Here is a 25,747-nt window from a genome sequence, read left to right as displayed (position 1 = left end):
GCACTGTGTCATCCAGCAGACAAGCCAAACACTGGTTCTGGCCCATTCCTCGAATCGACCAATGATCGCCAGCTAAGCCGGCTTGTCTGAATTGCGGTTCTGCGGGAGGACCAATCTGGTTGCCTTGGCTGTGCCCCAGAAGACATCGAGAGCGCCCGAGCCTCTGCGGCTTTCCTGTCATGCCGCTTCCTGCCGCGCACGATGCCCCGCCACTATTAGAACGATGCACTCACGCGGAAAGCCGCACAGCAGTCGCCTTTGGGTGAAAGACGCCACCGATGACAAACCTTCGGATAAAGAGCTGCGACCTGCGTCTTTGCTGATTAAAGCTGCGGCTCTTCTTCGAGCAAGCCTCTGACAAAATCGAACATGCCGTGGCGTCGGTCGCGGCGGACACGTTCGGCCTTTACGATGGCTTCAACCGCCGAGAACGCCGCCTGGAGGTCATCGTTGAGGATGACATAGTCATAATCGCGCCAGTGCTCTATTTCGGCGCGCGAGTTGGCAAGGCGTGTGCGGATGACTTCTTCGGTGTCTTCGGCACGCCGATGCAAGCGCGATTGGAGTTCGGTCATCGTCGGCGGCAGGATGAATATCGAAACGACGTCTGCCTTCATCTTGTCCTGAAGCTGTTCGGCGCCCTGCCAGTCGATATCGAACAGCATGTCGCGACCTTCAGACATTGCCTGTTCCACGGGCGCACGCGGCGTCCCGTAGAAATTGCCATGCACCTCAGCCCATTCCAGAAGCTGATCGCTGTCGCGCAGTCCCTCGAATTCGCGCTTGGTGATGAAGTGATAGTGAATGCCTTCGATTTCGCTTTGCCTGCGCTGGCGCGTGGTGACGCTCACAGAAAGGCTTATGTTCTTATCCCTCTCCAGCAGGTTTCGAGCAATAGTGGATTTGCCTGCGCCGGATGGCGAGGACATGACCAGCATCAGACCCCTGCGGGCGATATGGACGGGAGAGCTATTCGCTGGCACCATAGAGCCTACTCCAGATTTTGAACCTGTTCGCGGAACTGATCGATCACGACCTTCAATTCGATACCAGTAGCGGTTACAGCACTGGCATTGGATTTGGAACAGATCGTATTCGACTCGCGGTTAAATTCCTGTGCAAGAAAATCGAGCTTTCGTCCGACCGGCCCGCCCGTGGCAAGAAGTTCCCTCGCGGCAGAAACATGCGAGGTCAGCCGGTCGATCTCTTCACGCAGATCGGCTTTGGTCGCAAGCAATGCGGCTTCCGCATAAAGACGCTCGCGATCCAGTCCGCTGGTGCCGTCACCGATCAGGGCGATCTGGGCTTCCAGCCTTGCGCGAATATGCTCCGGCTGGCGGGACGGATCAGCATTGATGACCGACGTCAGTTGTTCGATCCGGTCGATATGGGTCGACAGAAGCGCATAAAGAGATGTCCCCTCGCGCTCACGCATGGATCTCAGGGCCGCAACGGCAGCCGAGAAGCCAGCAACGATATCGGCATTGCGCGCGCTCTGAACCTCTTCTGTTTCCACCGGCTCGCGAAACTCCACTAGACCGCGCACCGACAGCAACGTGTCGAAGCTGAGCGGCGCATCGCTGATCGCACTGCCCAATTCCTGCTTAAGGGCAAGGACCGCATCCAGTGCATCACGGTTGACAACAGCCTCAAGCTTGGTTTCGGAGGCTGACAGCGAAAGGCCCGCTTGAATGTTACCTCGAGACAGGCTTTGCGATGCGATGTCGCGAAACGCCGTCTCAAGTGCCTCCATGCCTGACGGCAGACGCAGACGCAGATCCAGTCCCTTGCCGTTTACGGAGCGTAACTCCCATGCCCAGCGATACCGCCCGGAGGTGCCTTCGCTGCGCGCGAAACCCGTCATGGATTGCAATGTCATGCGATTGTCCCCCAGAAACTCTATGCGGTCACGCAAAGCGCGACCGCAGCAAAGCCAGTCTCATCAATTGGCAGGTTTTTCTGCTTGATTGCCGCCGGGTTGACCATCGACAACCGTATCGGACGCGGTCCCATTTGCGGCCTTTTCAGCCTCGATCTTGCGCCAGCGACGCACATTGCTGTTGTGCTCGTCCAGCGTCTTTGCAAAGACGTGCCCACCCGTGCCATCGGCAACGAAGTAGAGATCATCTGTCCGCCATGGGTTGGCAGTTGCCTCCAGCGCCGCACGGCCAGGATTTGCAATCGGATGAGGCGGCAGACCGCGGATGATGTAGGTATTGAAGGGCGTTTCTTTCTGAAGATCCGATTGATAAATCGGCCTATCGGACGGTTTACCCTCGCCACCGAACAGACCGTAGATGATGGTCGGATCGGATTGCAGTCGCATGTTCTTCTTCATCCGATTGTAGAACACCGAAGCGACATGACCGCGCTCATCATCCTTGCCGGTCTCCTTTTCAACGATGGAGGCAAGCGTGACGAATTCCTCGATCGTCTTCAGTGGAAGGTTCGGATCGCGGCGCTCCCAGAGCATCTCCACGAGCTTTGTCTGAGCTGCGCGCATCTGGCGAACGATTTCGTCACGCTTGGTACCGCGGGTAAAGGGATAAGTATCAGGACGCAGACTGCCCTCGGGCGGCAGTTCGCTCGGCAAGTCACCCTCCAGAACCGGATCGGTAGCAAGCCGCGCAAACATCTGCTTGACCGTAAGGCCTTCCGGGAAGGAGACGGTATAGAGAATAGACTTGCCCGATTCTAGCAGAGACAGAATATCCTTCATCGAGGCATGTGCCTTGATTTCATATTCGCCGGGCTTCGGTGTCTGGCCGGCGGCCATGTAGCGATCTGCCATGAGGCGGAAGATGCGGCCGTTGGAAATCGCTTCGCTACGCTCCAGCGTGTTGGCAATTTCCGCAAGACCCGCGCCGTTGCGCACCGTGATCGTGGTGTTGGTCTGCAACGGGCCCGGCTCGTGGAACGCATGGATCATGTAGTAGAAGCCAGCGACACCCACGACCGTGACGGCAACGATCAGTGTCATCAGAAAATTCAGAAAGATCACCGCCTGGCTGTGGGCCTTGCGCGAACGCTTCGGCGGCTCAGGAACTTTTTCAGGTCTCAAAGCCTCGGTCGGCGATTTTGGAATGATCGGTCCACCCTTGCTCTCATAGGAGCTGTCGCGATCGTAGGGGGGAAGATTGTTCTCTCTATTATCGCTCACCGGCGGTCCTTTTCAGTTCGGCATTACAACGGCTTATTTGAGCAGGCAATGCGGCAAAAACAGGTTCGGCAGGCTATTCTGCACTCTCTCAGGCTGGAGGGATCGAACACATCTTCGTGGACGAAGACAGGATACTCCAAGGGTCCAGTTCTTAAAAAAGAATGCTTGCGCATCTTCATTTCTAAAGGACTGGTCGATCAGTCATCCCGGATCACCACCGGGAATGCTGAAAGCGTTCTGATCGATTCTTGGAGGGGCGGCAAGGGGCCGCTCCTTCCTGAATTGGGTTGGGTTATCCCAACCTCAGCCTTCGTAGCGGCGCAGTACCAGAGACGCGTTGGTCCCACCGAAACCGAAGGAATTCGACAGTGCCACATTGACGTCGCGCTTGCGCGCCTTGTGCGGCACGAGATCGATCTCAGTCTCGACGTCAGGATTATCGAGATTGAGTGTCGGCGGGACAATGTTGTCACGGATGGCCAGCGTGGCGAAGATCGCTTCGATCGCGCCTGCTGCTCCAAGAAGATGTCCTGTCGCCGACTTGGTGGACGACATAGAAATCTTTGAGGCAGAGTCCCCCACAAGTCGCTCGACGGCACCGAGTTCGATCGTGTCTGCCATGGTGGAGGTGCCATGGGCATTGATATAGTCGATATCTGCAGGCGTCAGCCCCGCACGCTTCAGCGCCATTGACATGCAGCGATAGGCACCTTCGCCATCCTCGGACGGAGCCGTGATGTGGAAGGCATCGCCGGAAAGACCATAGCCGACGACTTCGGCATAGATCTTCGCGCCACGGGACTTGGCATGTTCCAGCTCTTCCAGAACGACGATGCCCGCACCTTCACCCATGACGAAACCATCGCGGTCACGGTCATAGGGGCGCGAAGCCTTCTGTGGATCATCATTATGCTGGGTGGACAGCGCTTTGCAGGCAGCAAAACCGGCAAGCGCGATACGGCAAACCGGCGACTCCGCACCTCCTGCGACCATCACGTCGGCGTCGCCGAGCGCAATCAGACGGGCTGCGTCACCAATGGCGTGCGCGCCGGTGGAGCAGGCGGTAACGACCGCATGGTTTGGGCCACGAAGCTTATGCTTGATGGAGACCTGGCCGGAGACAAGATTGATCAGCCGACCGGGAATAAAAAATGGTGAAACGCGGCGCGGACCTTTATCGCGAAGGGTATAGCCAGCCTCGACGATACCTTCCAGACCGCCGATACCGGAGCCGATCAGCACGCCGGTCATGATCTGCTCTTCGTCCGTCTGCGGATGCCAGTTGGCGTCGTTCAGCGCCATGTCGGCGGCGGCGATACCGTAAATGATGAACGGATCGACCTTGCGCTGTTCCTTCGGTTCCATCCAGTCGTCAGGATTGAAAGTGCCATCGGTACCGTCCCCAACAGGAATCCGGCAGGCGATTTTTGCGGGTAGATCGTCAACTTCGAATTCCGTGACGAGGCGAGCGCCATTCTGACCGGCCAAAAGCCGCTCCCAGGTCACTTCCGTTCCACAACCAAGGGGAGATACCATGCCGGTACCTGTGATAACGACACGTCTCAACGTCAACTTTGCGCCCTCATAATCCGATCATTCGAGCATTTCCGGCCAAAGCATGTTGGCTTTTTGCATACGGAAATACATCACAACAAAGAGTTAGAGCAGTATGGGTGAACCCGTGTTCACCGAAATTGCTCCAGGTGTATGGCTCAGCGTCATTCACGCCTCATCCAGCCGAAAACGGCCGCATGATAAAATATTGGCCCGGACAGGCCGGGCCACATCGGGAAGGCATCGCAGCCTTCCCTAGATCCATTCAATGATTAGGCCTGAGCCTTTTCGATGAACTTGACAGCGTCGCCAACAGTCAGGATCGAGTCAGCTGCGTCGTCTGGAATCTCAACGCCGAATTCTTCTTCGAACGCCATAACCAGTTCAACGGTGTCGAGCGAGTCAGCGCCCAGGTCGTCGATGAAGCTTGCGCCTTCAACGACTTTGTCGGCGTCAACGCCAAGATGATCAACTACAATTTTCTTTACGCGTTCTGCGATATCGCTCATGTCGGTTTCCTCGACCTTTACTTTGAAAGGAATGCCCCTTCAGGCACCCTGCCCTGTTAAAACCCCCAAGCGCCTTTCAAGGCAGGCACCGTGGGCAAACCCGTTCAACCCGGCCAAGCTAACATCGTCGCAAGAAATCGCAACGGCTGCCTGTCACTCCGGGACGACTGTTCACAGTCTTCGCCCGCTTAACACGGTTTCCAGCGGGAAAAAAGCCTTAAAATTACGCTAACACACGTGCTCTACAGGCAATTTTCTTGCTTCGAATCATCAAAAGCCAGGCTGTGAAAGCGCCATCTTGAAAAGGCGGTAGGCGCTTTCACCTGTTGTCTCTTCCCATCATGCCGCCCGAAGTTACCCGCGGATTAACGGCATGATGCATTAGATCATCGCCATTCCGCCGTTCACGTGCAGCGTTTGTCCGGTCATGTATCCGGCCTCGTTGGAGGCGAGATAGAGCACGGCAGATGCGATTTCTGCGCCCGTTCCCATGCGCTTCATAGGGATCGCTCCCATGATCGCTTCTTTCTGCTTGTCATTCAGCTTGCCGGTCATCGCGCTTTCGATGAAGCCTGGCGCCACGCAATTGACGGTGACGTTGCGTGTGGCGATTTCCTGGGCGAGCGACTTGGAGAAACCGATCATGCCGGCCTTCGAAGCGCAATAATTCGCCTGACCGGGATTTCCGGTGACACCGACGATGGAGGTGATGTTGATGATGCGACCGAAACGACGGCGCATCATAGGATGGGTCAGCTCACGCGTAAGGCGGAACATTGCGGTCAAATTGACCTCGATAACATTGTCCCAGTCCTCGTCGCTCATGCGGACGAAGAGCCCGTCCTTGGTGATGCCGGCATTATTGACGAGAATATCGACGCCTTCGAGTTCGGCTTCCGCCTTCTCGCCGAGCGCCTTGACCTCTGCGCGATCGGCCAGATTGGCCGGGAAGATCTTCACGCGTTCGCCGAGCTCGGACGCGAGTGCCTCAAGCTTTTCGACACGGGTGCCGTGGAGACCGACAATTGCGCCCTGCGCATGAAGAAGGCGGGCGATTTCTTCGCCGATGCCGCCGGTCGCGCCGGTGATGAGAGCCTTGCGGCCAGTCAGATCAAACATTCTGTTCGTCCTTTGTTGTATCTTGTGAACTCAGCCGAGAAGCGTCTGCAGTGCGGCATCAATATCCGCAGGCGTGTTGACGGCAACGCCGGTCACCGTCTTGTCGATGCGGCGGGCGAGCCCAGTCAAAACCTTGCCCGAGCCGATTTCATAAAGCGTGGTCACGTCATTTGCGGCAAACCACTCGACCGTCTCGCGCCAGCGAACCTGCCCGGTCACCTGCTCAACTAGGAGCGATGCAATCTCATCGGCATCGGAGACTGGGGCAGCCCGCACGTTAGCAACCACCGGCACGACCGGATTGTTCTTCTTGACCGAGGCCAGTGCCTCACGCATCGCTTCGGCGGCAGGCGCCATCAAGGCTGAATGGAATGGTGCTGACACCGGCAGCATGATCGCGCGCTTGGCGCCCTTTTCCGAAGCCAGGGCCGCCGCCTTTTCCACTGGTGCCTTCGCGCCGGAAATCACCAACTGTCCGCCACCATTGTCGTTGGCGATCTGGCAGATGCCACCGTTTGCAGCTTCGCGGCAAATGGCTTCCACATCGCCATGCTCAAGACCGATGATGGCTGCCATGGCTCCCTCACCGACCGGAACAGCAGCTTGCATGGCATTGCCGCGGATGCGCAGGAGACGGGCGGTATCGGCAAGCGAGAACGTGCCGGCAGCACAAAGCGCTGAATATTCGCCAAGCGAATGGCCCGCGACATAGGATACTCTTTGCGCCAGATCCAAGCCGCGCGCTTCCAGCACGCGCATCACGGCGACGGATACGGCCATCAACGCCGGCTGGGCATTGGCGGTCAGCGTCAGCGTCTCTTCCGGACCGTTCCACATGATGTCGGACAGCTTCTGTCCCAAAGCTTCGTCGACTTCATCGAAAACCGCGCGGGCTTCTGCGAAGTTCTCTGCCAGATCCTTGCCCATGCCAACGGCCTGGCTGCCCTGACCTGGAAATGTGAATGCGATAGCCATGGAATGCGGTCCTTCTTTTTTGGCCTGTTTTTGGGCCTTCACTTCCATTCTGGCGCTTTCCATTCACAGTTCGGCCCGCAAAGTCAAGGCTTTGCGCCGTTTGACGGCCGCTCGCGCCTTGTTTGACCGCCCTCTTCCACAGAGATTGAAGAGCAATATTTTTTCTTGCACTGCGGCAATTCCGCATTACTTTCTGCCAACCTTCCAAGCAAAACGAGACATTTCCATGAAACACAACACGTTGGGACGCACGGGCATTTCCGTGTCGGAAATCTGCCTTGGCACGATGACATGGGGTACGCAGAATACCGAGTCCGAAGCCCATGAGCAGATGGACTACGCACTCGAGAATGGCGTGAACTTTTTTGATACCGCCGAGCTCTACCCGACGACGCCGGTCTCCGCCGAAACGCAAGGGCGCACGGAAGACTATATCGGAACCTGGTTCCAGAAGAGCGGCAAGCGCAGCGAGGTGGTCCTGGCCACCAAGGTTGCGGGTTCTGGTCGTGATTACATTCGCGGCGGGCGCGATATCGACGCGGCAGCCATTCGTGAAGCGGTCGACACCAGCCTCACGCGTCTGAAGACCGATTACATCGATCTCTACCAGATCCATTGGCCGAACCGTGGCACTTACCATTTCCGCGGCGCGTGGAGCTTCGATGCCTCCAAGCAGAACAAAGAAAAGACCCTCGAAGAGTTCAACGAGAAGCTCGAGACACTCAGTGAACTGGTGAAGGCCGGAAAAATTCGCGCCATCGGACTTTCCAACGAAAGTGCTTGGGGTACGCAGAAATACATCGATATCGCCGAGGCCAAGGGGCTGCCACGCGTCGCCTCGATTCAGAACGAGTATAATCTTCTCTATCGCAGCTTCGATCTCGATCTTGCGGAAGTAGCGCATCACGAGGATGTGGGCCTGCTTGCCTATTCGCCGCTTGCAGGCGGCATCCTGACCGGCAAGTACCAGAACGGTGCGCGCCCGGAAGGATCGCGCGGGTCGATCAATCACGATATCGGCGGACGGCTGCAGCCTTTGCAGGAGGCTCCGGTCAAGGCCTATCTGGAACTGGCGTACGAGCTCGGCATCGATCCCGCGCAGCTCGCCATTGCCTTTTGCCTTACCCGCCCCTTCATGGCGTCCGTCATCATCGGTGCGACGACGATGGAGCAGTTGAAGACAGATATCGCGGCAGCGGAGGTCACCTTGTCCGATGAAACGCTCAAAAGCATTGCGGACCTCCACCGGCAATACCCAATGCCGATCTAATCGAAGCCCGTTCACCAGGCTTTTTGGAGCGGCGCGCTTGCATTCGCAGCGAAATTCAGTATAAGCGCGCTGTTCACAACACCCGGTCTTATGGCTGGTGGCTGAACGGAGGGCTGGTTTCGATTTCGAAACAGCAGGAACCATAAGGTTTTTCCGGCCTCCCGTGTCTCCGCTCTCGACCGTCTCGAACAACGCTTTTCTTGCCTCCGGTTTTCCGATCAAGAGCAGTCGTTGAGGCTTAGCGCCGTTGCCGGGTGATGAATGAAACGCAAGAAAGGCAAAGCTTAAATGGCTCTTTACGAACACATCTTCCTTGCCCGGCAGGATATCACTGCCCAGCAGGTCGACGCACTTGTCGAACATTACAAGGGCGTTATCGAATCGTTCGGCGGCAAAGTCGGACGCATCGAAAACTGGGGTCTGAAGTCCCTCACCTACCGCATCAAGAAGAACCGCAAGGCTCACTACGCTCTGATGGACATCGACGCTCCGGCGGCTGCCATCCACGAAGTCGAGCGCCAGATGCGCATCAACGAAGACGTTCTTCGTTACATGACCATCGCTGTGGAAGCCCACGAAGAAGGCCCGTCTGCCATGTTGCAGAAGCGTGACCGCGACGACCGTCCGCGTGGCGACCGTCCCGATCGTGGCCCCCGTGAAGGTGGCTTTGGCGACCGTCCGCGTAGCGACCGCGAAGACCGTCCGCGCCGTCCGCGCGAAGACCGTGCATAAGGAGAAACAATAATGGCTGACGCATCCTCTTCCCAGGCACGCCGCCCGTTCCATCGCCGTCGCAAGACGTGCCCCTTCTCCGGCGCAAATGCTCCGAAGATCGACTACAAGGACGTTCGTCTCCTGCAGCGCTACATTTCCGAGCGCGGCAAGATCGTTCCTTCGCGCATCACCGCCGTTTCCCAGAAGAAGCAGCGCGAACTCGCTCAGGCGATCAAGCGTGCACGCTTCCTCGGCCTGCTGCCTTACGTCGTAGCGTAATTTAAAGTTTCGAGGTCGCGCCGTGCGCGGCCTCGGTCCTTCCTGCTCTGCCCGTATGGCATTTCAGGAGCTCTCAATTCCTTCCGCGTCGGGCGCGGATCGACAAAGACCAAATCCCATGTTGGGGACGATGTTCAGATGAACGGTCCTCTAACTGCTGAAAACAAGCAGGACAGCGACGTTGAGACAGTTGAACCAGACAGTGCTGATCACCGGCATTCTTGCCGGCATATGCGCCGCGTTTCTGACGCTTGGCGCAACGGCACAATCGTCGATGTCGTTCCTGCTTTATGCCGCGTCTGCCATGCCGGTTCTCGTCGCCGGCCTGGGCTGGGGCAATGCTGCCGCCATCGTTGCCATCGTTTCAGCTGCCTTTCTCGGTGCACTTGCGGTTTCCCCGCTCTTTGCGGTGACGATTTCAATCTTTACGCTTATCCCGGCTGGCTGGCTCTCTCATCTTGCCAATCTCGCACGGCCTGCAACCGAAATCGGCGGGCCGAAAGACCTGATGGCTTGGTATCCGCTGTCCGGCATCGTGCTGCATCTTTGCGGCCTGATCACGGTATCCGTCGTCGTCCTCGGCGTCATGATCGGCTATGGCCCGGATCTCGTCTCCCAAATCGTCGATCTGATGATGGCGTCCGTGCAGGCCAGCGAAGCTTCTTTCAAGCCAGACCCGACAGCGCTTGCGCAGACGAAGTCGCTTCTGGTTTTGATGCTGCCGATGATCCAGGGCGGTCTGTGGGTGATGCTCTTGTTTGCAGCCTACTATTTTGCAAGCCGCATGGTCCGCTCCTTCGGCAAGGGCCTACGCCCACGCGAAGATATCGCAGCGGCGCTTCGTATGCATCGCAATGCGATCTTCATTTTTCTCGCAGGCATCGTCCTCACCTTTTTTGGCGGCGTTCCCGCCATGATCGGTGCGGTTGTCTGCGGCACGTTCGGTGCGGGATTCATCATGGCGGGCTACGCTTCGCTGCATCACCGTTCCAAGGGTAAGGATTGGCGCCTGCCGGTTCTCGTCCTCGCATACCTATCAGCGGTCTTCATGTTTCCGCTGTTCTTCATACTCCTCCTGGGATTGAGCGACGTGCGCAGCACGATTTCACTCACTCCTGCGCGGAACTCCGATCAAACTAACGAAACCAACTCCAATTGAGAAAGGATCAAGAAGATGCAAGTCATTCTTCTCGAGCGCATCGCAAAGCTTGGCCAGATGGGCGAAACCGTAAAGGTTCGCGATGGCTACGCACGTAACTTCCTGCTGCCGCAGGGCAAGGCGCTGCGCGCCAACGCTGCCAACAAGGCACGTTTCGAAAACGAGCGCGCAACGCTCGAAGCCCGTAACCTCGAGCGTAAGTCCGAAGCCCAGAAGGTTGCCGACGCACTTGAAGGCAAGAGCTTCATCGTTGTTCGCTCCGCTGGCGAAACCGGTCAGCTCTACGGTTCTGTTGCTGCCCGTGACGTCGTCGAGATCCTCGGCGCGGAAGGCTTCAACGTTGGCCGTAACCAAGTCGAACTCAACACGCCGATCAAGACCATCGGTCTGCACAACGTAACGCTTCACCTGCACTCGGAAGTCGAGCTTCAGGTTGAGCTGAACGTTGCCCGTTCGGCTGAAGAAGCTGAGCGTCAGGCCAAGGGTGAAAGCCTGACCTCCGCTGACGCCATCTACGGCGTTGACGAAGACGCACTGCGTCCGGAAGACTTCTTCGATCCGGAAGCTGACCGCGACGGCGACGACGACTAATTTCTGCGAGCGTTTTAAGGCTCGAACACAAAACCCCGGATGGTGACATCCGGGGTTTTTGTTTGGGTTTTGGATTATTCGCTAGATACCTTCGCCTCGGCCATTCCTGCGATCGGCCGGCGTGTCGGCAACGTCATTGCAATCACCCCCGTGAGAATACAGACGAGACCTATCATCGTGCTCGCGTACAGTTGTTCGCCCAGGAATATAACGCCGATCGCTACGCCCACGGGTACGCGTACATAGGCCTGGGCCGTCGTTCCAAGCGACCCTAGAGTACGAACGAGGCGGAAGTATATCGTGAAAGCAAGTGCCGTGGAAAATATCGAGAGCCCGATGAGTGCGGTAATCGAACGCGCTGAGGGCACTAGCTCCCACGGGCGGTCAACCACCAGACTGACGGGTATGAGAATCACGGCTCCGCAGATTAAAGAAGCAGCAGCCGGGATCATCGAATCAATACCCTTGAAGTTCTTCCCGAAGATCGCCGCGCCCGCATAAAAAGCCGTGGCTAGAATGACTGCCACCTGCGCCAACACGACATCGCCGAAACCATTTAGCGCCTGAACGCCAATCATGACAACCGTTCCAACGAGCCCGATCATCACACCAAACAGCTTTCTGCCATTGACCATCTCATGACGGGTAATGATCGCGGTTAGCAGAAATGTGAAAACAGGCGTCAGCGAATTGAGAATGACTGCCAATCCGGCATCGATGTGATGTTCTGCCCAGGCAATCAGCGTGAATGGCAGAGCGCTGTTCAGCACCGCCTGGATGGCGAACATCTTCCAAAGTGCTGAATCCCTTGGAAGCCGCAAGCCTCGCCAGAATATGACGACGGTGAGGATGCTACCGGCAATCGCGGTGCGCGCTGCAATCAGCGTCAGAGGAGGGATCGTCTCAATGCCGATCTTGATGAAGGTGTAGGAGCTGCCCCACAGGCATCCCAGCAAGACGAGCAGGGCGAGTTCGGGCAGCAATTTTTTATCAGCCATTCTATCAGTCTCTCCATCAAAGCGATCCTTCTTTATAGAGTTGCGCCGCGGGGGGAAGCTTCGGCATCGACCGAACAATGTGCCGCTGACGAGCGGATGTGGGAGTGATAATGGTGTTGCATGACCGGTTTCGCCTCCCCTAACACACTTGCCGCCGTAGCCAGCCTTATTGGCGATACGACGCGCGCAAACATGCTCTGCGCGCTGATGGGCGGACAGGCTTTGACAGCGGGCGAGCTTTCGCGAGATGCAGGCGTCACGCCACAAACCGCAAGCGAGCATCTAGCGAAGATGGTCGACGCCAACCTTCTGACAACCGTAAAACAAGGTCGGCATCGCTACTACCGGCTTTCGTCCGCTCAGGTTGCTCATGGTATCGATTCGCTCATGTCGATTGCTGCAGTCGGTCCGAAACGGCATCATCCGATGGGGCCGCGAGAAAAAGACATGCGTATCGCCCGCAGCTGTTACGACCACATCGCAGGACGGCTTGCCGTCGCGATCACAGACAGCCTCAGCGACAGCGGAGTGATTCTGCTGTCGGACGAAGGCGCTCTTGTAACAAAAAAAGGCAAGGACTTTTTGGGGGAGTTCGGGATCGATCTGAGCGACGGTTCACGTCCGAAGCGGCCGCTCTGCCGCACCTGCCTGGACTGGAGCGAACGGCGTCATCACATTGCCGGGCGTATCGGTGCCGCACTTTTCCAACGCATGCTGGATCTCGGATGGGTAGCACGCAGGGCCGATAGCCGCGCTCTGACGATCACGCCTACGGGTGAGAAGGGATTTCGAAACATCTTCTGCCTGCCCGCGGATTGGCGGGAAGGCTGAGCGAAGCCGACGACCTAGCAAGACAAAGCCTTCAAACCGGCCGTATAGGCTGAAAGGCTTGACTGTGGAAGCCGTACCGCAGTCTATTTAGATGCGGCCTCTTCCGCTACGGGAGCCTTGCTCTTGTCGACGCGAACGACCACCGACATGCCCGGAGACAACTCTTCAGCGGCGCGCTGGTCCGGATCGATCGACACGCGCACGCCCACCCTCTGCGCGATCTTCACGAAGTTGCCAGTCGCATTGTCTGGCTTGATCACGGCAAATTCGGAACCGGCAGCTGGCGAGAAGCGCTCGACCCTGCCCTTCAATTTGCGATGATGGAGCGCATCGACGGAAATCGACACAGGCTGGCCCACTTCCATGCCCGCAAGCTGGGTTTCCTTGAAGTTGGCGACAACCCACACATCATGCGGCACGACCGCCATCAGCTGGGTTCCTGCGGCGACATACTGGCCTACACGCGCGCCCACTTCACCAAGCTCGCCATCGCGCGGCGCCTTGATCTCGGTGTTCTGCAAATCGATTCTAGCGAGCTCAACCGCCGCCTGCGCATTGGCAACGGCAGCCTGGAGCGAACTACGATTGACGATAATGGTCTGCAAATCCTGGCGAGCCACTTCCAGCGCCGCCTTGGCCTGCGACAACCCTGCGCGGGACTTTTCAAGATTGGCCTGAGCTTCTTCTTGCAGGCTTGAGGTTCCGACGCCGCTGCGGATCAGATTGTCCTGGCGATCGGCAGCCAATTGCGCCTGTTTCAGCGAGGCTTCGGCGCTATCCACAGCGGCCTGGCTGGAGGCAATATTGGCACGAGCGGCGTTTTCCTGCTGGCGGGAATTATCCGAGGCGGCGGTCTGCCCGGCAAGTGTGGCTTCTGCCTGCGCCAGTCTCTGGCGGAAGATGCGGTCGTCGATCTTGACCAGCAGATCTCCTTGTTTGACCTCCTGATAATCCTTCACCGGCACATCGACGACATACCCGCTGACCTGAGGGCTCATGGTCGTGACATAACCGCGCACATAGGCATTATCGGTCATTTCCACATGACTGGAGAAGGGTGGCAGGCGCCAGGCATAAAGCACCAACGCGACGCCAGCGACACCTCCGAGAAGAACGATTAGGGTGACAGGTGTGAAAATCTTTTTTAGCATTTTTAAGTCTCTGAAGGATCAGGAGTGGGAAACGGTTGCGGCACTTTGACCGCCCGACATCAATGGTTTGAGGCGCAGCCATGCGAGGTGTAGAAGCAGCGCGACGAGAGCGGCGGCAGCGCATATAGCGATCAGCAGAAACGTATCGTTATAAGCGAGAATATAGGCCTCTCGCGATACCTGCTGGGCAAGAAGGGTCACACCCTCCGCTCGCAGAAGCGTCGGATCGGTGAGCACATGGCTGTATGCACCCGAAAGCTGGCTGATGCGCTGCGCGACCTGCGGATTTTGCAGAAGGATGCTTTCCACTAGGATGTTGGAGTGGAATTTTTCCCTGAGCGTCACAAAGGAGCCCAACAGACCAGTCGTCAACATCGATCCGGTAATCTGGGTGAACAGGAAGATGGTGATGAAGTTAACGAGATAGGGCGGACCTTTTGCCAGTGCCGCGCCAAATCCCTTGGCCATAACGGGGGGCAGAAACATGGCCGCGCCGAAGGCGATCATTGCCTGACTCAGATACATTTGTTCAGGCCGGGTCAGATTGGTCGATGTGCTGTCCATGAAGGCTCCGAGCGCAATACAGGACAGGGCGATGACATGTGCGGTTTCGACATATTTCGTCAGCATCAACAACGCGCAGGTCGCACCGCCCAGAACGGTCGCGAGAATGATGAGACCATAAAGGTCCGCTGTCTGTTCGTTGAGGATGCCAAGTTGCTGATAGAGGCTCACTGCGGTGGACGACTGCTCCGAAGAGACGGCGCGATAGATCAATAAGACCGCAATGAGATGCAGATTGGTGCGCGAGAAAATCCAGCGCAGATCGAGCATAGGATTCTTGCGTGGCAATTCGATCATGGTCATCACAGTCAGGAGGCTGATCGACGTCGCCAGAAGCACTCCAAGCCACCAGGTTTCGAACCACCAGTAGAACCGGCCAAGCGTGAGAAAGACAGCGAGACAGCCAAGACCTCCGGCAAATAGCATATAGCTCAGAATGTCGAGGCGCTCGATCACTTTCACCCGTGGCGGAGCCGTTAGCGGAAGGAGGTAGATGATCGGCAATACGGCAAGCGCTAGCCCCACTTCCATGCTGTAGAGCGCCTGCCAGCCATCGATCTGGAGCAGCGGCGGCGAGACGATGCGCGCGAGCGGCGATGCCAGAAGCGTTCCCGTAAGCGCGATGCTGAGGCCAAGCGTCAGCTTTCGCTGTGCGGGGAAAGCTTCGAGAATGTAGAGAAAGCCAAGCGACGACAGAGGTGCCGCCGCCATGCCGCTAACGAAACGCACGACAATGGCGGAATGCAGATCCGTAACAAAAAGGTTGAGGCAAGAGGCAAAAACGAAGGCGATGATGCTGATTTCCGCAAATGGCCGCAGGCCATATTGCTGGCGGACCTTGAAGAGCGCAATCGAGAAGGTCGCATAGGGCGCCATATATGCTGCCGAAAGCCAGGCCACCTCCGCCACAGTTCCAGAGAATTCGCCTTGCAGCTGATAGATATTGGCCATGACGATGTTCATGCCCATGCCCTGGGTAATGAAGAAGGCAAGGCCGGCGGCGATATACATCAGTTTTTGGCTGAAGGATTTCTCGGCGGGCTGAACCGGCGGGAGGGCCGCATCGTCCTTAGGCTCGGATGCAGGTACAGCAGCGGGAGTGGCCTTTTGCTCCTCTTCATCCAGAGGCACGTCGCGCTGATACGTTATGGCATTACTCACGACGTCGCCTCCTCTTCCGAGAGTTTCTGCAGATTGTTGGTCAAGCGTCTGACCACGTTGAGCGCCACCCGGATTTCATCGGTGGAAACATCCAGCGCGATCTCTGCTCGCATGGCCTTCGCCTGCGCATCCACTTCTTCGAATGTCTGTACTCCGGAGGCTGTCATGTGAATTCGCTTCGCCCTCCGATCAACTTCGTCAGAACGCCTTTCGATGAGCTTTTGTTTCTCCATGGCATCCAACAGCCGCACGAGCGTCGGCGTTTCGATTTCCAACTCTTCCGCAAGCTCCTTTTGCGTCAGCGGACCTCTTCTCGAAAGAGCAAACAATGTCCGAGCACGCGCCAACGTCAGCCCTTTTTCAGCAACGCGAGCATCGAAGAACGAGCGGAGCTTGCGGTTGAAGGCCGCCATCTCATCAAACAGCTGTTCTTTTTCGGTAATTCGGGACACCGTATTTAAACCTTATAATTAGTGCACTACTTATTTTATCCCTACCTATTTCGCTCTCTGCTAAAATTCAAGTGTCTTTGGTGGATTGGAGCCATGCTTTAAAATCATGGCAGAGAGTGAGTGATTCGCGCCGCCTTCATCGCATTGTCCGAATCATCCTGTGGATTAATGGGGACAACCTACTATGTTGGGGTCCCCGCCTCTCTTTAGGTAAGGTGAGGCTCAAGTGTTGCCTTCAGGTCATTGACGACAACGCCGCCACGCTTCAAACCGGCAGCCTTGCCGCAGACGGAAGGCCAACGCGCCAGCAGAAAATCGACATGGGTTTTTCGCAAAGCTGGATGCGCAGATGGAAAAGTTAGAGCGTGTCTTGTGCCTTCTAAAGGATGCGCCGCGCTTTAAAGGGAGATCGCGAGACCATGAACGACGCCGTGAGAAAGATCACCCCAGCGCCCGCCGCCGAACCGCTTTACCGCGAGGCGCCAAACAACATCGAAGCTGAGCAGGCGCTGCTCGGCGCGATCCTCGTCAACAACGACGCCTATTATCGCGTGTCGGACTTCCTGAAGCCGGTGCATCTGTACGAGCCGCTCCACCGCAAGATCTTCGAGGTCGCGGGCGATATCATCCGCATGGGCAAGACGGCCAACCCCGTCACCATCAAGACTTTTCTTCCGGCGGATGACAAGGTCGGCGACCTGACCGTTGCCCAGTACTTGGCGCGTCTTGCCGCCGAAGCCGTCTCGATCATCAACGCGGAAGATTATGGCCGGGCGATTTACGATCTGGCGCTGCGCCGCGCACTGATCCAGATCGGTGAGGATGTGGTCAATATCGCCTATGATGCGCCGCTCGACATGCCGCCTCAGGCGCAGATCGAAGACACAGAGCGCCGCCTGTTCGAGCTGGCAGAAACCGGGCGCTACGATGGTGGCTTCCAATCGTTCAACGATGCGGTGGCGCTTGCCATCGACATGGCTGGCGCTGCCTTCGAGCGCGATGGGAACCTGTCCGGCATTTCTACCGGCATCCATTCACTCGATGCCCGCATGGGCGGCTTGCAGCGTTCGGACTTGATCGTGCTTGCCGGACGTCCGGGCATGGGCAAGACCTCGCTTGCAACCAATATCGCCTATAACATTGCCGCGGCCTATGAGCAGGAAGTGCAGCCGGACGGAACCTATAAGGCCAAGAATGGCGGCGTCGTCGGCTTCTACTCACTCGAAATGTCGTCCGAACAGCTCGCAACCCGTATCATCTCCGAGCAGACGGAAGTCTCATCATCGAAAATCCGTCGTGGTGACATCACCGAAGCCGATTTCGAAAAGCTTGTGGCGTGCAGCCAGATGATGCAGAAGGTGCCGCTCTATATCGACCAGACCGGTGGTATCTCGATTGCTCAGCTTGCCGCCCGCGCGCGCCGTCTGAAGCGCCAGCGCGGTCTTGATGTTTTGGTCGTCGACTACGTTCAGCTGATGACAGGATCGGGCAAGGGTGGCGAAAACCGCGTGCAGGAAATCACCCAGATCACCACCGGCCTGAAAGCGCTCGGCAAGGAACTCAATGTTCCGATCATCGCACTTTCACAGCTCTCTCGTGCGGTGGAAAGCCGTGAAGACAAGCGCCCGCAGCTTTCCGACCTTCGTGAATCGGGCTCCATCGAGCAGGACGCCGACGTGGTGCTCTTCGTGTTCCGTGAGGAATATTACGTCAAAAACATGGAGCCGCGCGATCCCGCCGACCCGAAATATTCTGAATGGGAATCGCTCTTCGACAAGGTCAAGGGCACAGCCGACGTGATCATCGCCAAGCAGCGTCACGGACCGACCGGCACCGTCAAGCTAGCCTTCCAGGCCGAGTTCACCCGATTTGCTGATCTCGCCGATCCATCCTTCAGTCAGTACGAAGAACACTGATATCGCGTCTGCTTGGCGGTTTGTCGACCATCAGGCAGAGTCTTTTCAAGAGGATAGCGGCGGCGGTTCAGACACAGATTCGCTTGCTTCAACCGCTTTCAAGGTGACGACCTGATCCTGCGCACGGATGGAGCTTTGGCGATGCGTGATCGCGATGATCGTCAGATCACCGTCCAGTTTGCGCAGCTGATCCATGATTTCCCGCTCAGTCTCTTCATCCAGTGCTGAGCTCGCCTCGTCCAGGAGCAGGATGGACGGCGCACCATATAAGGCGCGGGCGATCGCGATGCGCTGGCGCTCACCGCCCGAAAGCTTCAGCCCCCTCTCCCCGACGATCGTATCGAAACCATCCGCCATGCCTTCGATCCGTTTCAGGATGGCGGCCTGCTCGGCGACTTCGCGTAGCCGCTCTTCATCGTTGGGGCGACCCAGAACAATGTTCGTGCGGAGACTGTCATTCAAAAGCTGAATTTCCTGTGGGACGATCCCGACTAACGAGTACCAACGGTCCTTGCCGATCTCTCTCAAGTCGGCGCCATCGACAAGGATGTGTCCCTGTTGTGGCACCATGGTCTTTTGCAGCAGCTTGAACAGGGTGGATTTGCCGGAGCCTGTCTCACCGATGATGAAGGTAAAGCGCGCCGGTGATGCCGTGAAAGAGACGTTACTGACGCCACGGTCATTGTCGTAACGGAAACCGACATTCCAAAGTTCGATCGTCTCCGGGTGCGAGACTGACTGCTCGGCTGCCACTTCTGCCGGCTCCTCCGGCTCCAACCACATGCGCGCGCAGGGCATGAAGCGCGCCAGAGAGCGTATGGCTTCTCCGATCGACTGCCCGATCATTTCGAATGGGATGTTCAGTTGAAGCAACAGCATGTTGAACAGCACGATATCGCCGACGGAAATCGTTCCTTGCTGATAGCGCGGCAAGAGGAGATAGAAGCTGAGCATAAGCTGGAAGCAAAGCGCCAGAGAGAGTGCCGCGATGAAGCCGATACGCCGCAACGAGTAGAGCCGCCAGTTCTGATAGATCGCATTGGCATTTTCACCGAAGCGCTCTTGCATCCAGGCCGTGCTGCCCGTGTGCCTTAACGGCTCGATCATGCTGACTGCGTTGCCGACAAAGCCGGCATTCTGCTGCCCCGCTTCGATGGCCCGCTCCAGATAACGGCTGGTGAAGCGGTTTGACGCAATTGTCAGTGCTATGAATACTGCGCCGTAACAGAAAACGATCAGGATCAACTCGGGGCTGATCGCCGCGCCGAGAACTATGATACTGAACAGAAAATTGGCGAAGCCCGGCACGAAATAGATTAGGACGATCTGCATCAGGATCGAAGCTGCGGATGCGCCCTGAGTTTGTGCTTGCTGGATCTCCGCAGGATTATGATCAGTGAAGAAAGTACCGTGCTTGCGCGTAATCCTTTCGAAGAAACGTGTCGTTGCTACAAATTCCAACCGCTCCGAATGGATCACGGCAAGATACTGCGTGCAACGTTGTGTGCCCGTCGCTAGAGCCGTGAGAATGGCATAAAGGGAAAACGCCATGATCCATGGACCGGCCTCTTTCGGCACGTCATCGATAATGCGCGAGAACACATAAGGGCCGGATACAGACAGCAACGCGCCTGCGAGAATGGTCACGATTAGCAAGAGGATCGAGGGCCATGCAGTCCTCAGATCTTGTCGATAAATCTGCAGCAACGGCCTCAGGGCGATCTTGTAGTTCTTGAACAAAACGGTGCTCCCGCTTTTCACAAACTAGAAAGTCGTCCTTCAGGACATAACGTCTCCGGTTGGTTTGCACAACCCTTAGGCGACAATGTTACAGCCCAAGCGCGCGCAATAGCGCCACCGTCACAACGCCCGTGCCCGCGGCAGGCAGAAGCGAAAAACGGGTGGCGGCAAGAGCGGTGACAGCGCAGCCGATGGATTCCGCAAGACCGTTGGTAAAGGCTGTGGGGGTGACGACAGCCATCAGCACCGCAGGCGGCACAGCATTGAGCGCTCGCGTCGCCCTGTCCGTCATATGCACGTGGCGGATCAGTACGAGACCGCCGAAGCGCGTGAGGACTGTCGCAAACGCCATGGCGAGGATCGTCAGCAGCGTGTTGGGATCAAGGCTCATTGCGCCGCCTCCCCTTCGTCACGGGAGAAGGCGGCAACGGCCAGTCCGGCCAGCGCGCCGGCTGCGATATACCAGGCGCCGGGAACATATCGATGGGCGAGGAAGGCAGCGGCGGCACTTGCGACGAGAACGAAGCCCGTTTGCCGACCCTTCCAAAATCCCATCAGCAGCACGATGAAGACGGCTGGAAAGGCGAAGTCGAGACCGATGACCGTGGTATCGCCCATGACGGAGCCAAGCAGCGCGCCCGCGAGTGTCGCAAGGTTCCAGACCGTATAGATGGACAGAGCGGCGGCGGCATAGAATGCCGGACGCAAGGGGCCGGTCATACTGCGAAATTCTGCGAGCGCCCAGGACTCGTCCGTCAGAACCGGCATGGAGAGCCAGCGCTGCCATGGTTTGAAGCTTCGCATTTTCACGGCGATGGAGGCGCTCATCAGTATGTGCCTGAGATTGACGAGGAGCGCCGCAAAGCCAAGCGCTGCCCAGCTTGCCGGATGCGTCCACAAATCCATGGCCACGAATTGCGCGCCACCGGCGAAAACGAAGAGCGACATCAGGCAGGTCTCCAAAGGCGAAAGACCCTTGCTGACGGCGATGGCACCGAAGACCACGCCGATCGGCACCATGGCGACGAGCAATGGCGAAGCAGCCTTCAATCCGGCGATCAGTTCCTGTGGTTTTTCAGGCGGGGTCTTGCTCAACATATCATTCTCCTGTTCAGGAGATGCATCTATGCTGCCACCGAATTTCCGTATTGAACGAAAGTGACCTGGTGTTTCAGGCCGCGCGAAACTGGCCGGGCGTCACGCCCGTGCGCGCCTTGAAGTGGCGGGCGAAATGCGCCTGATCGGCAAAGCCGCATTCCAGTGCAACCGAGGCCGGGCTTTCGCCCTCGCGCAACAAATGTCTTGCCCGGCGAATGCGGATATCAGTGAGATAAGCATGCGGCGTGATGTGGAACTCGCGCCGGAAAGCGCGGATCAGATGCGCTCGGCTTAGACCGGCCATAGCTGCGAGTTCTTCCAATCCGATATCCAAGTCGAAATTGTCATTGAGATAATCCCGCGCCTGATACACGGCCGTCTTCTCACGTGTCTCGACGGGCAGAATGATGGCGCTGCCGTGCCGGCAAAACAGTTCAGCCAAAACGGAGAACATCCCCTCATCTGCCTCCAGCGCCCCTGCTCCGTTGTCCAGCCTGCGATGAGCGATCTGGAAAGCCTGCGCCATCTTTGGGTCGTGCGGCAGGAACTTCGGAAAGGACGGTGTCCCGTGAAAAGCACGGCGTGTCACGTCTTCGATGACTTCCGACAACAGTGCTACATCCGGATAGATCATTCGATATCTGTAACCGTCACCGCCGGGCGCGCCATCGTGGATCTGGCCGGGATCGATAAGATAAAGATGTCCGGGACCGGTGCGCTCTGTCGTGCCCTTGATGGTCGAAATCTGTGAGCCGTTTTCGATGGCGCCGATTGAAAATGTATCATGCGCGTGCGGCGAAAATTCATGCGTCAGGAACGTTGCCGTCATGCATTCCATGCCTTTGAAGCGCTTGTCGCGCCAAAACCGAGTGGTTTCAGCGCGTGAAAGCGGCATGTGCTCCGTGGCCTGTTCCTGCGAAACATTGTGCATAGTTAGGGTTTAGCCCAATCCGTCATGACCGTCTTGAACAAAAGTGATAGACCATGCCGACATTCAAAAGGTGCAAGACCATGACAGACGACCTTGACGATAGCATCTCCGAGATGGGGGCAGACGCATTCGAAACCGCGCCGGTTCGGCTCACCGTCGATCTCGCAGCCCTTGCGGATAACTGGCGCGATATGCAGCGCCGCTCCGGCAAGGCGCGGGCGGCAGCGGTGGTGAAGGCGGATGCCTATGGCATGGGGATCGAAGATTGTGGTTCGACGCTTTATTACACAGGCGCCCGCGATTTCTTTGTCGCCAGCGTCTCCGAGGGCGTCACGCTTCGTCCCCACGCGCCGGAAGCCCGGATCTTCGTTTTGTCCGGCATCTGGCCAAGCCAGGAGCGCGATGTCTTCGCCCATGATCTGGTACCGGTCATTGCCTCGGAAGAGCAGCTTACCTTCTGGATGAGCGCCCTTGCGGAGCGCGGCGATCATCCTTTTGCGCTGCATGTGGATACGGGTTTCAACCGGCTTGGGCTTCCACTTGAGGACGCGCTTTATCTGGCCGATGATCCCACGCGCCCCGCAAGCTTCGATCCCGTACTGGTCCTGTCGCATCTCGCAAGCGCCGACACCCCCGCCTCGCCAATGAACAAGGCGCAGCTTGAATCATTTCGCAAAGTTAGCGCGGCTTTCGAAGGTATAGAATCAAGCCTCTCAGCCTCGGCCGGAATATTCCTTGGTCCGGACTACCACTTCGATCTGACGCGCCCCGGGATTTCTCTCTATGGCGGTGAAGCAGTCAACGACATGAAGAACCCGATGCGCCCCGTCGCCAAGGCGGAAGCTCGGATCATCCAGATTCGCCGGGCAGGTGAAGGTGAGACGGTAAGTTATGGCGGAACCCACCGTCTGACGCGACCAAGCCGTCTGGCGATCGCCGCCGTGGGTTATGCCGATGGCTACCAACGCTCGCTTTCCGGCTCCGGCATTCCACTGCGTGAGATGGGTCGCGGCGGAGCGGAAGGGTTTATCAACGGGCACCGTGTGCCGGTTGCCGGTCGCGTGACCATGGATCTCACCATTTTCGATGTCACGGATGTTCCGGAACGCGAAATCCGCGCCGGTGACTATATCGAGCTGTTCGGGCCGAATGTGCCTGTCGACGACGTAGCGCGGGCCGCAGGCACGATCGGTTACGAAATGTTGACGAGCCTTGGGCTGCGCTACGAGCGGCAATATCTGATCGGCGACGAGTGACATTTTCCGGCTCTTGGAAAGCTGCAACGATCTGTGCTAGACGAGAACAAAACGGGATCGAAATTCACGATCGCCGACTGTACTTTCAAGGAAAAGACTGACATTCATGGCCAAAGCCAAGACACAATTCGTCTGCCAGAACTGCGGTACCGTTCACACAAGATGGGCCGGAAAATGCGAAGGTTGCGGCGAGTGGAACACCATCGTTGAAGAAGACCCGATGGGTGGAATTGGCGGAGGACCTGGCAAGACTCCAAAGAAAGGCCGACCGGTCACTCTCACCTCGCTTTCCGGTGAAATCGAGGAAGCGCCGCGCATTCCGACCGGCATGAGCGAACTGGATCGTGCAACGGGCGGCGGCTTCGTGCGCGGATCAGCGGTGCTGATCGGCGGCGATCCAGGGATTGGCAAGTCGACTCTGCTGATGCAGGCTGCGGCAGCACTCTCGCGCCAGGGCCATCGCGTCATCTATGTGTCGGGCGAAGAGGCCGTGGCACAGGTGCGGCTGCGGGCGCAACGCCTTGGCGCTGCTGAAACCGATGTGCTCTTGGCTGCTGAGACCAATGTCGAGGACATTCTCGCCACTATTTCAGAAGGCAAGCGCCCCGATCTGGTCATCATCGATTCCATTCAGACGCTGTGGAGCGACACCGCCGATTCCGCCCCCGGCACGGTCACGCAGGTGCGCACCGGCGTTCAGGCGATGATCCGCTTTGCCAAACAGACGGGCGCCACCATGGTGCTCGTCGGCCACGTAACCAAGGAAGGCCAGATCGCCGGGCCACGGGTCGTCGAACACATGGTCGACGCGGTGCTCTATTTCGAAGGCGACCGCGGACATCATTATCGCATCCTGCGCACGGTCAAGAACCGCTTTGGCCCCACTGATGAAATCGGCGTTTTCGAAATGTCGGATCGAGGTTTGAGGGAGGTGTCCAACCCCTCGGAACTCTTTCTAGGCGAGCGCAACGAAAAATCTCCGGGTGCTGCGGTTTTCGCCGGTATGGAAGGCACGCGTCCTGTGCTGGTCGAGGTTCAGGCGCTGGTGGCGGCTACTTCACTCGGCACGCCGAGACGTGCGGTCGTCGGCTGGGACTCGTCGCGCCTTGCCATGATTCTTGCCGTGCTCGAAGCCCACTGCGGCGTAAAGCTCAGTCAGCACGACGTCTACCTCAACATTGCCGGTGGCTATCGTATCTCCGAACCGGCAGCGGACATGGCGATTGCTTCTGCACTGGTTTCCTCGCTTGCCGGTCTTGCCCTGCCTGCCGATTGCGTCTATTTCGGCGAAATCAGCCTTTCGGGCGCAGTGCGGCCGGTGTCCCAGACGGCCCAGCGGTTGAAGGAAGCCGAGAAGCTTGGCTTTTCTGCTGCATTTCTCCCCTCCGCATCGGCAGAATTGCCGAAAGGCTCAAAGGGGCGCTGGACGGAGATCGAAAGCCTGCCCGATCTCGTGGCGCGCATTGCCGGTTCGGGCAACCGCTTCAGACAGGCTGAGGAAGAAGAATATTGATCCTTTCGCTGCTTACCCGGCTAGTGTAAGAGGATCGCAAACTGGCACAGCGGTTCTCTTCCGGGAGCCGCGACCTCCGGAGTTGGTAAATGCCCATAACGATTTTCGACGGTATCGTTCTTGCCGTTGTGCTTTTCTCCGCCGTTCTCGCCATGGTGCGCGGGTTCTCGCGTGAAATTCTTTCCATCGCAAGTTGGGTCGGCTCCGTTGCGGCTGCCTACTACATCTACCCGCTGCTACTTCCCTACGCGCGCAACTATACCGATGACGAGAAGATCGCGATTGCCGGTTCTGCCGGTCTGGTTTTCCTCATCGCGCTCATCATCATTTCCTTCATCACCTCGCGCATTGCCGATTTCATCATCGACAGCCGCATCGGCGCGCTGGACCGCACACTGGGCTTTCTGTTCGGTGCGGCGCGCGGCCTTCTTCTTCTCGTCGTTGCCGTTGCCTTCTGGAATTGGCTGGTCGATGTGAAAACGCAGCCCGAATGGGTGACGCAGGCCAAGTCCAAGCCGTTCCTGGACGGTCTGGTCGGCAAGTTGGAAGCGGTTCTGCCGGATGATATCGAGCCGCAAATCCGGGCTCGCATCCTTGGCAAGAAGACCGAGACGACGCCTGAGCAGGCGCCAGCAGAAGATGCACCAGCCACAACGGCGCCGGTGCCCGCGAATTGATCGGATAGCGCGCCTTGCAATAGATGCAAGGCGCGCTATTTGTGCTAGATACTTCGACATAGGCAGCAGACAGGCCAAACCGGCAGAGCAATTCTCCGGGGCGGTTTTTGTTTTTGGCACTGAGCAAAG

At 57.7% G+C, this 25,747-nt stretch carries 25 protein-coding genes; 10 read left to right on the top strand and 15 right to left on the bottom strand.

What is annotated here, in order from left to right; all coding sequences use genetic code 11:
* Window positions 1–323 precede the first annotated feature (323 nt).
* The 7 genes from gmk to fabD all read right to left on the bottom strand — a co-directional run bounded on the left by gmk (window position 324) and on the right by fabD (window position 7,317).
* Window positions 324–986, bottom strand: coding sequence for a guanylate kinase (gene gmk, locus QZ862_RS16205; protein ID WP_296019377.1), 663 nt, complete (start codon window positions 984–986; stop codon window positions 324–326).
* Between the two features lie 5 nt (window positions 987–991).
* On the bottom strand, window positions 992–1,879 hold the full coding sequence (locus QZ862_RS16200) for a YicC/YloC family endoribonuclease (RefSeq protein WP_296100947.1): 888 nt from the start codon (window positions 1,877–1,879) through the stop codon (window positions 992–994).
* A gap of 63 nt (window positions 1,880–1,942) precedes the next feature.
* Window positions 1,943–3,160 carry an endolytic transglycosylase MltG gene (gene mltG, locus QZ862_RS16195; RefSeq protein WP_296040022.1) on the bottom strand — a complete coding sequence of 406 codons (1,218 nt, stop codon included), beginning with the start codon at window positions 3,158–3,160 and terminating at the stop codon, window positions 1,943–1,945.
* Between the two features lie 303 nt (window positions 3,161–3,463).
* Complete coding sequence (gene fabF / locus QZ862_RS16190; RefSeq protein ID WP_296081486.1) at window positions 3,464–4,726, bottom strand: beta-ketoacyl-ACP synthase II; 1,263 nt, start codon at window positions 4,724–4,726, stop codon at window positions 3,464–3,466.
* 260 nt (window positions 4,727–4,986) lie between these two features.
* A complete protein-coding gene (locus tag QZ862_RS16185) occupies window positions 4,987–5,223 on the bottom strand; it encodes an acyl carrier protein (protein WP_027675866.1) in 237 nt (78 codons plus the stop codon).
* A gap of 381 nt (window positions 5,224–5,604) precedes the next feature.
* Window positions 5,605–6,342, bottom strand: coding sequence for a 3-oxoacyl-[acyl-carrier-protein] reductase (gene fabG, locus QZ862_RS16180; RefSeq protein ID WP_296100946.1), 738 nt, complete (start codon window positions 6,340–6,342; stop codon window positions 5,605–5,607).
* A gap of 30 nt (window positions 6,343–6,372) precedes the next feature.
* On the bottom strand, window positions 6,373–7,317 hold the full coding sequence (gene fabD / locus QZ862_RS16175; protein ID WP_296100944.1) for an ACP S-malonyltransferase: 945 nt from the start codon (window positions 7,315–7,317) through the stop codon (window positions 6,373–6,375).
* 226 nt (window positions 7,318–7,543) lie between these two features.
* On the opposite strand from fabD, the gene QZ862_RS16170 reads away from it, so the two are divergent.
* The 5 genes from QZ862_RS16170 (at window position 7,544) to rplI (ending at window position 11,330) form a co-directional block, all read left to right on the top strand.
* Entirely contained in the window at window positions 7,544–8,587 is a 1,044-nt protein-coding gene (locus QZ862_RS16170; protein ID WP_296100943.1) for an aldo/keto reductase, read from the top strand.
* Between the two features lie 288 nt (window positions 8,588–8,875).
* Window positions 8,876–9,319 carry a 30S ribosomal protein S6 gene (gene rpsF, locus QZ862_RS16165; RefSeq protein WP_296100941.1) on the top strand — a complete coding sequence of 148 codons (444 nt, stop codon included), beginning with the start codon at window positions 8,876–8,878 and terminating at the stop codon, window positions 9,317–9,319.
* A 12-nt stretch (window positions 9,320–9,331) separates the two neighbouring features.
* On the top strand, window positions 9,332–9,580 hold the full coding sequence (rpsR, locus tag QZ862_RS16160) for a 30S ribosomal protein S18 (RefSeq protein WP_003502063.1): 249 nt from the start codon (window positions 9,332–9,334) through the stop codon (window positions 9,578–9,580).
* Window positions 9,581–9,761: 181 nt separating this feature from the next.
* On the top strand, window positions 9,762–10,739 hold the full coding sequence (locus tag QZ862_RS16155) for a DUF2232 domain-containing protein (RefSeq protein WP_296040015.1): 978 nt from the start codon (window positions 9,762–9,764) through the stop codon (window positions 10,737–10,739).
* A 15-nt stretch (window positions 10,740–10,754) separates the two neighbouring features.
* Window positions 10,755–11,330 carry a 50S ribosomal protein L9 gene (gene rplI / locus QZ862_RS16150; protein ID WP_296019410.1) on the top strand — a complete coding sequence of 192 codons (576 nt, stop codon included), beginning with the start codon at window positions 10,755–10,757 and terminating at the stop codon, window positions 11,328–11,330.
* Between the two features lie 74 nt (window positions 11,331–11,404).
* Here rplI and QZ862_RS16145 read toward each other — a convergent pair whose 3' ends face one another.
* Window positions 11,405–12,328, bottom strand: a complete 924-nt coding sequence (locus tag QZ862_RS16145; protein ID WP_296100940.1) for an EamA family transporter — start codon at window positions 12,326–12,328, stop codon at window positions 11,405–11,407.
* A gap of 120 nt (window positions 12,329–12,448) precedes the next feature.
* Between QZ862_RS16145 and QZ862_RS16140 the strand changes: the two genes are divergently transcribed.
* The gene (locus QZ862_RS16140; RefSeq protein WP_296100938.1) at window positions 12,449–13,159 is read left to right on the top strand and encodes a winged helix-turn-helix domain-containing protein; all 711 of its coding nucleotides are present in this window, start codon (window positions 12,449–12,451) and stop codon (window positions 13,157–13,159) included.
* Window positions 13,160–13,242: 83 nt separating this feature from the next.
* Here QZ862_RS16140 and QZ862_RS16135 read toward each other — a convergent pair whose 3' ends face one another.
* From QZ862_RS16135 to QZ862_RS16125, 3 genes are all read right to left on the bottom strand, one after another.
* Window positions 13,243–14,310 carry an HlyD family secretion protein gene (locus QZ862_RS16135; RefSeq protein ID WP_296100937.1) on the bottom strand — a complete coding sequence of 356 codons (1,068 nt, stop codon included), beginning with the start codon at window positions 14,308–14,310 and terminating at the stop codon, window positions 13,243–13,245.
* 18 nt (window positions 14,311–14,328) lie between these two features.
* Window positions 14,329–15,885: an MFS transporter gene (locus QZ862_RS16130; RefSeq protein ID WP_296101036.1), complete on the bottom strand. Its 1,557-nt coding sequence runs from the start codon at window positions 15,883–15,885 to the stop codon at window positions 14,329–14,331.
* A gap of 146 nt (window positions 15,886–16,031) precedes the next feature.
* Window positions 16,032–16,487, bottom strand: coding sequence for a MarR family transcriptional regulator (locus QZ862_RS16125; RefSeq protein ID WP_296040006.1), 456 nt, complete (start codon window positions 16,485–16,487; stop codon window positions 16,032–16,034).
* A 419-nt stretch (window positions 16,488–16,906) separates the two neighbouring features.
* On the opposite strand from QZ862_RS16125, the gene QZ862_RS16120 reads away from it, so the two are divergent.
* Window positions 16,907–18,403: a replicative DNA helicase gene (locus tag QZ862_RS16120; RefSeq protein ID WP_296100935.1), complete on the top strand. Its 1,497-nt coding sequence runs from the start codon at window positions 16,907–16,909 to the stop codon at window positions 18,401–18,403.
* Between the two features lie 45 nt (window positions 18,404–18,448).
* Here the strand turns inward: QZ862_RS16120 and QZ862_RS16115 are convergent, their stop codons facing one another.
* From QZ862_RS16115 to QZ862_RS16100, 4 genes are all read right to left on the bottom strand, one after another.
* Window positions 18,449–20,143: an ABC transporter ATP-binding protein gene (locus QZ862_RS16115; RefSeq protein ID WP_296100933.1), complete on the bottom strand. Its 1,695-nt coding sequence runs from the start codon at window positions 20,141–20,143 to the stop codon at window positions 18,449–18,451.
* 88 nt (window positions 20,144–20,231) lie between these two features.
* Window positions 20,232–20,534: an AzlD family protein gene (locus tag QZ862_RS16110; protein WP_296019429.1), complete on the bottom strand. Its 303-nt coding sequence runs from the start codon at window positions 20,532–20,534 to the stop codon at window positions 20,232–20,234.
* Window positions 20,531–21,241, bottom strand: a complete 711-nt coding sequence (locus QZ862_RS16105) for an AzlC family ABC transporter permease (RefSeq protein ID WP_296100931.1) — start codon at window positions 21,239–21,241, stop codon at window positions 20,531–20,533. Before QZ862_RS16105 ends, QZ862_RS16110 begins: the two co-directional genes overlap by 4 nt.
* A 73-nt stretch (window positions 21,242–21,314) precedes the next feature.
* Window positions 21,315–22,172 carry an AraC family transcriptional regulator gene (locus QZ862_RS16100; RefSeq protein WP_296100930.1) on the bottom strand — a complete coding sequence of 286 codons (858 nt, stop codon included), beginning with the start codon at window positions 22,170–22,172 and terminating at the stop codon, window positions 21,315–21,317.
* 80 nt (window positions 22,173–22,252) lie between these two features.
* Here QZ862_RS16100 and alr point away from each other — a divergent pair, with 80 nt between their 5' ends.
* From alr to QZ862_RS16085, 3 genes are all read left to right on the top strand, one after another.
* A complete protein-coding gene (alr, locus tag QZ862_RS16095) occupies window positions 22,253–23,428 on the top strand; it encodes an alanine racemase (protein WP_296100928.1) in 1,176 nt (391 codons plus the stop codon).
* Window positions 23,429–23,534: 106 nt separating this feature from the next.
* Entirely contained in the window at window positions 23,535–24,941 is a 1,407-nt protein-coding gene (radA, locus tag QZ862_RS16090) for a DNA repair protein RadA (RefSeq protein ID WP_296100926.1), read from the top strand.
* An 89-nt stretch (window positions 24,942–25,030) separates the two neighbouring features.
* Window positions 25,031–25,618, top strand: a complete 588-nt coding sequence (locus QZ862_RS16085; protein WP_296019442.1) for a CvpA family protein — start codon at window positions 25,031–25,033, stop codon at window positions 25,616–25,618.
* Window positions 25,619–25,747 lie beyond the last annotated feature (129 nt).

Origin of the sequence: uncultured Agrobacterium sp. (assembly GCA_913777615.1) — a bacterium.
In the GTDB taxonomy this organism is placed as follows: domain Bacteria; phylum Pseudomonadota; class Alphaproteobacteria; order Rhizobiales; family Rhizobiaceae; genus Agrobacterium.
This window is presented reverse-complemented; position numbering and strand designations above follow the sequence as displayed.